Source organism: Haladaptatus ordinarius, assembly GCF_054177595.1.
This window is the reverse complement of sequence record NZ_JBPEHH010000052.1, coordinates 19,882-30,058: the sequence shown is the minus strand read 5'-3', so window position 1 is coordinate 30,058 and position 10,177 is coordinate 19,882. Positions and strand designations below refer to the sequence as shown.

Genomic DNA, 10,177 nt, shown 5'->3' with positions numbered 1-10,177 from the left:
CCGTTGCCGGCTGGATGGCTAAGCTGGATGAGAGCCGCGTCAGTAAGCTTTTGAGCGAGTGAAGCCACTTGCTTCACGAAGCGGAAGAGTGTCTTCTGCACAACTGCACTCTCCCGCTTCAGTACACTGATTCTGACGACTTATCCCGCCGTCTTCTGCGGATTCAATTGAGCCCTCAGCAACGGATAGGAATCGCATGCTGCATACAGGGGACGTCTCCAGTAGGCCCTTCCGGAGTTCTCTGAAAGCCTGTCGTCTATCGGAAAGGGTAACAGAGTTCGAAGGATCGGCCGAAGGTAGTCGGTCCTCCGGGCGAACCACCGACCGAAACGGTCTAAGCGGTACCCGTGATCGGAACCGTGAGGTCCTACCTCGATTTTGATCTCGGTCACGAACCCAAGGAGACGTGAAGATGGTCGGTCTCACCACAGCGGAAAACGGTTTACACGACGGCTACACGGTTCTCCCAGAGGATCACCCAGTCTACAGTCGAGTGGTTGATATCGCAAAATCCGTTGGTGAGTGAGTGCCAACAGCGAGTCTCTCCGAATGCGACTGAGAGATTCTCGCCTGGTGGGAAAATATATCTAGACGACTATACGTTGTCACCCATCCAATATTGGGCTGTTCACCACGGCTCGCCACTACTCGGTCTCGGGGAGGACGAGGGAGAGACACGATGTCGCAAACAATACCAGCAGTACCAGACGGCGAAACGATCGACGAGTTCGAGACTGTGTTACGGGGGACGCTCTTCCGCTCGGAGGACGATGGGTACGACGAGGCGCGGGCGATCTACAACGGCATGGTCGACAAGCGTCCGTCGCTGATCGCCCGGTGTGCGAACGTCGCGGACGTGATCGCGTCGGTGAATTTCGGTCAGGAACACGATCTGGAGATCGCAATCCGCGGCGGCGGCCACAACGGCCAGGGCCTTGCGATGGTCGACGATGGCCTCGTGATCGACCTCTCGGCGATGACCGGCGTCCGCGTCGATCCGGACGCCCGGACCGTGCGGGCCGAGGGGGGCTGCACCTGGGCCGACGTCGACCAAGCCACCCACGCCTTCGGGCTGGCAACGGTCAGCGGGATCTTTTCGACGACAGGCGTCGGCGGGCTGACACTGGGTGGCGGCCACGGCTACCTGACCCGCAAGTACGGCCTCACCATCGACAACTTGCTGAGCGCCGACGTCGTGCTGGCCGACGGGCGTCTGGTTCACGCCAGTGAGACCGAAAACGAGGACCTGTTCTGGGCGCTCCGGGGCGGCGGCGGCAACTTCGGCGTGGTCACGTCGTTCGAGTTCGGACTGCACCCTGTCGACACGGTGATCGCCGGACCGCTGTTCTGGCCGCTCGAAGAGCTCGAGACGACCATGCGGTGGTACCGGGAGTGGCTGCCCGAAGCTCCCGAGGACATCTACGCCTTCTACCTCGTCGGGGCGGTGCCGTCGGTCGACTCCTTCCCGGAGGCAATCCACGGCCAGAAGGTCTGTGGCTTGATGTGGTGTTACACGGGTCCGGACGCGGCGTTCGAGAGCGTAATTCAGGAGGCCCGCGACGTCGCCGAACCGCTGTTCGAGGGCGTCGCTTCGATGCCGTACCCGGCGCTACAGAGCTTGTTCGACGCGCTCTACCCGGCGGGTTACCAGTGGTACTGGAAAGGCGACTTCATCACGGAGCTGACCGACGATGCTATCGCTGCCCACCGGCAGTTTGCCGAGGTGCCGACCGCCAAGTCGGCAATGCACCTCTACCCGATCGACGGCGTCGTTGACCGTGTCGCCCCCGACGAGACCGCCTGGCGCCACCGCGACACCACCTGGTCGATGGTCATCACCGGCGTCAGTTCCGATGCCGGCGACCGCCAGAGTATCACCGACTGGACCCGCGACTACTGGGCAGCAGTTCATCCCTACACTGCCGGTGCCACTCACGTCAACTTCATGATGGACGAGGCCGGGGACCGCATCCCGGCTACCTTCGGAGACAACTACGAGCGTCTCCGAGCAGTCAAGGCGAGGTATGACCCCGAGAACGTCTTCCACGTCAACCAGAACGTCGAACCGGCGACCTGACGACGACGCCGAACCAATAGTCCGGAAACTGGACGGTGGTTCGGCCGGTGTGTCGCGGTCGACTCACCGTCCGACGTCGAATCGACGGAGGCTTTCGACGAGACCAAAATATTCCGCTCCAAAGAGGTCGACGCACCTTCTATCGTTCCTCCGGCAAAAGCGGGTGCAGTGTCTACTCAGGCCGTCGTCGTCCGTAACTGCTGGAAGGAGTCGCGGGTCATCAACGTCGCCTCATCACGGTACGCATGGAAGGTGTCGGTGGCCCACCGGAAGACCGTCTCGTCGGTGGTTTCGATGAGCGCCACCAGCACGCCCGTGTCGTTCTCGACGCCGACGTACACGATGTCGTCCATGATGCCGAGTACGTGTGGGACGTCGCCGTGGTAAACGTACAGGGTTGCTCGGTCGGAGTCGAGCACCTCCAGTATCTTCTTGCTCCCATCCGGACGGGAACAGGCGACGGTTTCGTAGATCTCACTGTTGAATACGGACTCTAGTATCTGTGTCCCCTCGTTGATCGCCTCGAGGTGCCCATCGATACACATCGTCGGGAGGTAGTGAGAGAGGGCACGGGACCTGGAGGCGTGTCGTCCGAGTTCCGTCGTTCGCTCGATGACCGCCATCGGGTTCGTCGACGTCGGGAACGTGAGACTCGCACCGACGAAACGGTCGATTCCCAGATCGACGAGGCCGACCGGGAGCCACTCGACGATATCCTGCAGTCGCTCCGCGTCTTGCAGCCGCTGGTGGAGATCGATGAACTCGAGAGCGACGAATCGTCCGACCGGAGTTAGCTCGTAGCTGCCGCTGCGCCTCACCACCCAGTCCCGGTCCTCGAACGACCGCAACACGCGACTAACGGTCGCAGTCGACGCCTCCGCCCGCTCGCGCAAGTCGGACTGGGTCTGCGGGGCCTCCAGTAACAGTTCGAGGATGGTGATGCGATGATCGGAGTCGGAGAGATATCGGATATCTCCCAGGGCCTGCGTCATAGTGCAAACCTAGTGGTTTGTCACGGGCATCACTCTATCGGCGCTACTGCGTAGCTGGGCCGAAACGAAGGTTCCGCCTGCGAATTTCGGAATCGGACGGGACGACGCAGCTACCGATCTTCCACCAGCGTTCCTATCCAGGAAACCTCGCCGAGACGAGAAGACGAGTCTGGCTCCGCGCCGGTCAGGAGCGGGGCTCTGGTCGGCCTCTTGCAGTCTTCCAGGTCCGTGTTCCCGACGTGACACCGACAGGATACGCGCCCCGTATTCAGCACGACCCTCTATATCTGTCCTCGAAATCTGGATTCGACAGCACCAAAATGAAAAAACCGGGTTGCTTACTGCTTACTTCGCGGCGATGACGTCGTCGATACGGGCGATCATCGTCGCGGCTTCGGTGGCACTCTCGAACGCCTCGCTCTTGACTGCGGCGGGGTCGATGACGCCTTCCTCGACGGGGTCTGCGATCTCACCGGTCTCGCCCGAGGAGATGATGCCTGCGCGGCCCGGCGTGTCGTCGTTGGCTGCGCGGAGGTCGACCAGGGCGTCGATGGGGTCCATGCCGGTGTTCTCCGCGAGCGTCCGCGGCAGCACTTCGACGGCGTCGGCGAAGGCTTCGACGGCGAGTTGCTGGCGCCCCTCGATGCCTGCGGCGTCCTCGCGGACGCGGCCCGCGATGTTGATCTCGGTTGCGCCCGCACCGGGAACGACGCTTCCGGTGTCGACGGCGGTCGAGACCACGTCGAGTGCGTCCTGGAGCGCGCGTTCCAGTTCGTCCACGACGTGTTCGGTCCCGCCACGGACGAAGACGGTGACGGACTTCGCGGCCGCGCCGCCCTCGATGAACGCGAGGTCGTCGTCGCCGTACTTCTCGACGTAGATCCGGTCTGCGTGGCCGAGTTCGTCCTCGTCGACGTCGTCCGGCTTGCCCGTGCGCTTGCCGCCGGTCGCCTGTGCGATGGCGGTCGTCAGGTCGTCGTCCACGTCCTCGAAGGCGAGGATGCCGTGGTTGGCGAGGTACGCCGCGGTGCGGTCGTCGATGGAGGAGTGCGAGAAGACGACGTCGATGCCCGCGTCGGCGATGGCGTCGGCGAGGTCACGGAGTTGCTTGTCTTCCGCGTCCATCGCGGCGGTGAGCTGGTCGACGTTGTCGACGGTGTACTCCGCGTCGATGTCCGTCTCGCGGACGCTGAAGGTGCCGTCGGTTGCGAGGATGGTCGCGTCCTCGACCGATCGCGGCATGTTCTTGTGTGCGGGTTCGCTGTCGGTGACGATACCTTCGATGAGTTCCGTCGCGCTGGAACTCGACCCGGTCTGCGTGTGGACGCGCACGTCGTCGCGTTCGACCTTCTCCTCACCCTCCACGTGGCGAACGGCTCCGACGACGACCTCCGCCAGGCGTTCGGTCGTCACGTCGCCGGTGCCCTTCCCGGTCATGCTGGATTCTGCAACCTGCCGGAGGAGTTCGTCGTCGATGTCGGCGTCGAGAGAGAGGTCGTCGATAGCTTCGACGGCGATGTCGCGGGCGCGGGCGTACCCCTCGACGATGGTCGTCGGGTGAACGTCCTGTTCGAGGAGGTTCTCCGCTTTGGCGAGGAGTTCGCCGGCCAGCACCGAAGCCGTGGTCGTGCCGTCCCCGACCTCGTCTTCTTGCGTCTGTGCGACTTCGACGATCATCTGTGCGGCGGGGTGCTCGATGTCCATCGAGTTGAGGATGGTCGCCCCGTCGTTCGTGATGACCACGTCGCCGTCGTCCGAGACGAGCATCTTGTCCATCCCGCGCGGGCCGAGCGTCGTGCGTACTGCTTCACTTACGGCCTTTCCTGCGGTGATATTGGAGGACTGAGCGTCTCGACCATGTGTTCGCTCTGTCCCCTCGCTGAGGATGAACATCGGTCGTCCGCCCATGCGTCGCTGTCCGAAGCCTGATTCTGACATCAGTATAACGAATGATTGATGTTCTATATAAATATTTCTACTGCGTTCGCAGGATAGGTGGAAAACACGCATCCCGTGAGCACCTGCAAACCGGCGACCGATAGATTCAAAGTGCGTTCCCCCCGAATAATTGTGCGATGCTGGAACTGGAGCACCGCTTTTGCGTCGTGGACGTACACTCTCGCCTCCCCGTGGAAGAACCCGTCACGGCGCGCGGGCGGGCTATCTCGCCCGAAAAACTCGAACGCGAGATGCACCAGGCGGGCGTCGTCGTCACCGTCGTCTTCCCTGGCCCCCCGTCAGGGTCAGAGCTATCTACAGGCGAACAACGCCGTCGCCCGTCGTAGCGTCGAACGTCCGTTCGTCGCCTTCGCTCGAATCAACGGCCCGCGCGACCCGACCGGGAGCGCCACCGCACGATTGCGGAACTTCGGTGCGAGCCGCAAAGAGTGGCACACCCAACCGGACGACATCGAGCAGTACGCCTACGACGACCGATTCCACGGGTTCAAGATAGACCCGACGTGCGACGGCCTGCCGGACGAGGAGGTCCTCGACCAGTTAGAAGAGGTCGGTCTCCCGCTCGTCGTGCACGCGGGTGAGGGCTTCCCACCGAGCACGGCGGCGGAGACCCTGCTCGGTCGGTCGTTCCCGGTCGTCCTCTCGCACTTCGGCGGGTTCCCGCTGAACCGCGACCTGATGGACGAAGCCATCGACCTGCTGGATTCGTGCGACGACTGCTATCTGGACACGAGTTTCGTCCGCTATCGCGAGCAGATGGAACGCGCCATCATGGAACACCCGACCGCGTGCTGTTCGGCAGCGGTGCGCCGAACTCCCACCCCAACGTCGCGGTGATGGAGATTCTGACCCTTGACGTGCCCGAAGACGCCATGCGGAAGGTGTTCTCGAAGAATCCCTCGCGGGTCGTCACGGCACTCGCAGCGGACAGCGACGACTAGGGACACACGGTCGGTCGTCTCCAGTCACGACGTGCCCCACTCCCCACGCTTATACCGCCTCCTCGACTATCACGGACCATGGCTACCGAATCGGGAACCGACGCCTATCGCAGGGACCACGGTGACGAGTTCGGACGCACCTACTTTCGACGGCTCGGCGACGTCGCCGTCTCCAGCATCGGCCTCGGGACGTACCTCGGCGACCCGACGGACGAGGTGGACGACGGATATCACGACGCCATCGTCACGGCGCTCGAAGGTGGTATCAACGTCGTGGACACGGCTATCAACTACCGGTGTCAGCGAAGCGAGCGCGTGGTCGGACGCGCACTCAACGACGCCGACGTGGACCGTGACGCGGTGTTCGTCGCCACGAAAGGCGGATTCGTCCCCTTCGACGGCGAACGCCCCGAGAATCCGGGTGCGTTCGTCAAAGAGGAGTACGTCGATACTGGCCGCATCGACACCGACGACCTCGTGCGCGGGAGCCACTGTATCGCTCCCTCGTACGTCGACGACCAGTTGAATCGTTCACTCGACAACCTCGGGCTGGACACCGTCGACTGCTACTACGTCCACAATCCCGAGACGCAACTGTACTCGAAGTCACGCGAGGCGGTGTACGACCAGCTCGAAGCCACCTTCACCCGACTCGAAGAACGCGCCGCCACGGGTGACATCCGCCACTACGGCGTGGCGACGTGGACTGCCTTCCGAGTTCCGAAGGGACACCACGACTACCTCTCGCTTCGTGAAATCGTCTCGCGCGCACGCAAGGCGGCGAAGGCGGCGGAGAACACGACGACGCACTTTCGAGTCGTGCAACTGCCGTTCAACGTCGTCATGGCCGACGCCTTCACCGTGGAGTCACAGGAGGGACCCGAGGGAGAACAGAGCGCACTCTGGTTCGCACGGGAAGCGGGACTGAACGTGATGACCAGCGCGAGCATCGCGCAGGGCGACCTCGCAGCAGAACTACCCGAAGACGTGGCCGAGCGACTCGACGGCGATACGACCGCCCAGCGTGCCATCAACTTCGCGCGGAGTGCGCCCGGCGTCACCACCTCGCTGGTCGGTGCGAGCGACCCGGACCACGTCCGGGAGAATTTGGACGCTGGGCGCTTCGACCCCATGGGTGCGGACGCCTTCGACACCGTCTTCGAGTGAGGAGTCCGGGACGTCTCCCCCGCGTCTCTACAGCACTTTCCACTCGCTTCCACACTGCGGACACGACCGGACCGAGAACACCTCGTCGGGGTCGTTGTGCGTTTTGAGCGACTCTCCGCACGCCGCGCACGACAACCGCCCGTAAGTGTCTTTCTCTACCTCTCCCTTCCGTAGACCACTCCGGACTGATTTCATCACCACGTCATACAGACGCACGTAACAAAAAGTCATCGCTGATTCGACATGATTGCAGTGGCGATGCGTCTGGTGGTCGTCGCGAGAATCCTAGTATTATTCTACGTATCCTCCGATTCCTTTTTCAACTAGAATATAGTGATATTCACGGTGAACGGAATTCCCGATAATCCTCCATCCTCGCTGTTCCGCCGACAACTACTCCGCCTTTCGGGACTCGGTTCGACCGCACTCCTCGCAGGGTGTTTCGGCGATTCGTCGGAGTCCGATACGTCGACCACTGCGACGACCCTGTCGACAGAACACACCTCGACCGAGACGACGTCGACGACGACCAGTACAGCTACAACTCCGTCCCTCCGGACGCGATACGACAGCAGAGAACGATACGGTTCGCCAGGGACGACCTTCGACACGTTCGAGAATCCAGCGCGCTGGCACGCGCTGGGGGGAACTGCGACCCCCGATACGAAACTGAAACGGACGGGAAAACAGAGCCTCCGGCTGGTCGGGGAGGACGGCCACCACGCAATCGTAGAGCGCGAACTGTCCGAGCCGACGGACTTCTCCGACCGAGATATCTCCGCGACGATTCGAACCACCACGCCCTCGAAAATCGGCTTCTACATCTTTCTGGTCGATACCGACGACAACCACGCCGCGCTGGAACTGCGGAGCCTGACCTATCGAACGCCGGACGTCGGCTGGTTCCGAACCTGCCCCGGCGTCTTCGAGGTCAGCGAGACGGAACCTGACCTCACAAGCATCGACCGAATCTGGTTGCAAGTCACCAACGCGACCGGCGACGAGACTGTCGGAGCGTGGGTCGACGACGTACGCCTCCATCCCAAACCCGAGACGGGCTACGTCGTCCTCAGCTGGGACGACGGGAAACGAAGCTACTACGAACACGCTGCACCGGTTCACGACCGATACGACTTCCCCGCTGTGTTGACCCACCCGCCACAGCCCGAAGGCGTGAAATACGACCTGTTCATGTCCATCGAGGAACTGCAGGAACGCCAGACCGCGGGCGACGAAGTAGTGGCGCACGGAAGCGTCAACAATCCGTTCGCAAGGATTTCCACGTCGAAACTCGACAGCATCCTCAAGCGCAACAAGCAGTGGCTCATCGACAACGAGTTCGAGGGTGCCGACTTTATTGTCTACCCTGGAAACAACTTCGACAGGGCGGCGCTCGACGTGGTCGGACGGTATCACTACATGGGCGGGATGAACCAGTCGGGGAACGTCAACACGACCGGTGTGTACGGGTTCGACCCGCTCGTCCTTCCCCGGACCATCGGCCACGACCTGGACATCGCCAAGACGCTCGTCGACCGTGTCGCCACCTACCGAAACTGCGGTATCCTGAACTTCCACGATTTCAAAAGTGACAACACGATGGCCGTCTCCGAGTACGAGACGCTCCTCTCGTACATCGACAGCACGCCGGGTGTCGAAGTCATCACCTTCTCGGAGCTCTGGGAGATGCGAACCAGCAACACGCCGTGACGCGCTGCCCATTTCGGAAGCTTTGACTGTTCGCTCTCGAAACCCCTCCGCGTGTCCCGTGGACGCCTCTTCGTGTCGCTCAGTTCGATGGTCTTCCTGGTCAACTTCGCCCGCGTGGTGTTCGCGCCCCTCCTCGAACCGTTCAAGGCCGCGTTCGGCGTCGGTGACGCCACGGTCGGTCTCGTCGCCACGCTGGTCTGGCTCGGAAGCGCCCTCCCGCGGATTCCGACCGGCTACCTGCTCACCCGCGTCCCGCGCCACCACGTCGTCCTCGGGACGGGCGTCGTGTTGACCGGTGCGGCCGGATTCACTGCCCTCTCGAACTCCGTGCCCATGCTCGGCGTGGGCGCGTTCCTGATGGGTGTCGCCAGCGGTGCGTACTTCATCGCCGCGAACCCGCTGGTGAGCGAACTGTATCCCGACCGCGTCGGGCGGGCAATCGGAATCCACGGTACGGCCAGCCAACTCGCCGCGGTCGCCGCCCCGCTGTTCGTCGGCGCAGTGCTGGCGACGGTGGGGTGGCGAGGCGTCCTCGGAACCCTGGCGATGGTGGCCGCCCTGACCACGGTCGTCTTCTTCGTCATCGCGTGGCGAACCGACCTCCCGGACGCCGGGTCGGCAGACCGCGACCTCTGGGCGGCGTTCCGTCGGCAGTGGCCCATCATCCTGAGCGGCGTCGCCATCATCGGCGCGACGGGGTTCGTCTGGAACGGCCTGTTCAACTTCTATCCGACGTATCTCCAGACCAAGGGACTCGCACCTAGAACGGCGAACCTCGTGCTCACCGTGACCTTCGCGGCGGGCGTCCCGGCGTTCTGGTTCACCGGGCGACTCGCGGACCGACTGCCACACGTCCCGCTCATGCTCTCTATCCTCGGCGCGTTCGTCGCCTGTCTACTGGCGGTGACCGCAGCACAGGGCGTCGCCGCACTCGTCGGGGTCTCGATACTGCTCGGGTACGTCATCCACAGCCTCTTTCCGACGCTCGACACCTACCTGCTTGATTCGCTCCCGGACGACAACCGGGCCAGCGCCTACGCACTCTACAGCGGTATCATGATGATCGTCCAGGCGTCGGGGAGTTCCGTCGTCGGTGCGCTGACCGACGCCGGGTTCGCATTCGACGACGTCTTCCGAACCTTCGCGTTCGGCCTGCTGGCCGTACTGGGGGTCCTTCTCGTCCTCCACCGTGCGAACCGACTGCCGTCCGAAGCGGCGACGAGTTGAAAGACCGGAGAGAGTGGTTCGAATGTGGAATCGGGACGAGAACCGGCGGTTCGTTCCACACCTCGTATCCTCTTTAACAAGAACTAACGGTCGATTACGCGAAC

7 protein-coding genes and 2 pseudogenes are annotated in these 10,177 nt (G+C 62.8%); 5 read left to right on the top strand and 4 right to left on the bottom strand.

Annotation, left to right across the window (positions count from 1 at the left end; all coding sequences use genetic code 11):
- A pseudogene (locus ACR3FF_RS17365) lies at positions 1 to 122 on the bottom strand (IS5/IS1182 family transposase); the annotation flags it as partial.
- A 557-nt stretch (positions 123 to 679) separates the two neighbouring features.
- On the opposite strand from ACR3FF_RS17365, the gene ACR3FF_RS17360 reads away from it, so the two are divergent.
- The gene (locus tag ACR3FF_RS17360; RefSeq protein ID WP_458189356.1) at positions 680 to 2,077 is read left to right on the top strand and encodes an FAD-binding oxidoreductase; all 1,398 of its coding nucleotides are present in this window, start codon (positions 680 to 682) and stop codon (positions 2,075 to 2,077) included.
- 176 nt (positions 2,078 to 2,253) lie between these two features.
- Here the strand turns inward: ACR3FF_RS17360 and ACR3FF_RS17355 are convergent, their stop codons facing one another.
- Together ACR3FF_RS17355 and thsA are read right to left on the bottom strand one after the other, a co-directional pair.
- Positions 2,254 to 3,069, bottom strand: a complete 816-nt coding sequence (locus tag ACR3FF_RS17355; protein WP_458189355.1) for a helix-turn-helix transcriptional regulator — start codon at positions 3,067 to 3,069, stop codon at positions 2,254 to 2,256.
- 345 nt (positions 3,070 to 3,414) lie between these two features.
- Entirely contained in the window at positions 3,415 to 4,977 is a 1,563-nt protein-coding gene (gene thsA, locus ACR3FF_RS17350; protein ID WP_458189360.1) for a thermosome subunit alpha, read from the bottom strand.
- A 167-nt stretch (positions 4,978 to 5,144) separates the two neighbouring features.
- On the opposite strand from thsA, the pseudogene ACR3FF_RS17345 reads away from it, so the two are divergent.
- Positions 5,145 to 5,969: pseudogene (locus ACR3FF_RS17345) on the top strand (amidohydrolase family protein).
- Between the two features lie 78 nt (positions 5,970 to 6,047).
- Positions 6,048 to 7,136, top strand: a complete 1,089-nt coding sequence (locus tag ACR3FF_RS17340; protein WP_458189354.1) for an aldo/keto reductase — start codon at positions 6,048 to 6,050, stop codon at positions 7,134 to 7,136.
- 27 nt (positions 7,137 to 7,163) lie between these two features.
- On the opposite strand, the gene ACR3FF_RS17335 is transcribed toward ACR3FF_RS17340, so the two are convergent.
- Complete coding sequence (locus ACR3FF_RS17335; RefSeq protein ID WP_458189353.1) at positions 7,164 to 7,331, bottom strand: HVO_0758 family zinc finger protein; 168 nt, start codon at positions 7,329 to 7,331, stop codon at positions 7,164 to 7,166.
- Positions 7,332 to 7,481: 150 nt separating this feature from the next.
- On the opposite strand from ACR3FF_RS17335, the gene ACR3FF_RS17330 reads away from it, so the two are divergent.
- Together ACR3FF_RS17330 and ACR3FF_RS17325 are read left to right on the top strand one after the other, a co-directional pair.
- On the top strand, positions 7,482 to 8,846 hold the full coding sequence (locus ACR3FF_RS17330; RefSeq protein WP_458189352.1) for a polysaccharide deacetylase family protein: 1,365 nt from the start codon (positions 7,482 to 7,484) through the stop codon (positions 8,844 to 8,846).
- A gap of 87 nt (positions 8,847 to 8,933) precedes the next feature.
- Positions 8,934 to 10,073, top strand: a complete 1,140-nt coding sequence (locus tag ACR3FF_RS17325; RefSeq protein ID WP_458189359.1) for an MFS transporter — start codon at positions 8,934 to 8,936, stop codon at positions 10,071 to 10,073.
- Positions 10,074 to 10,177 lie beyond the last annotated feature (104 nt).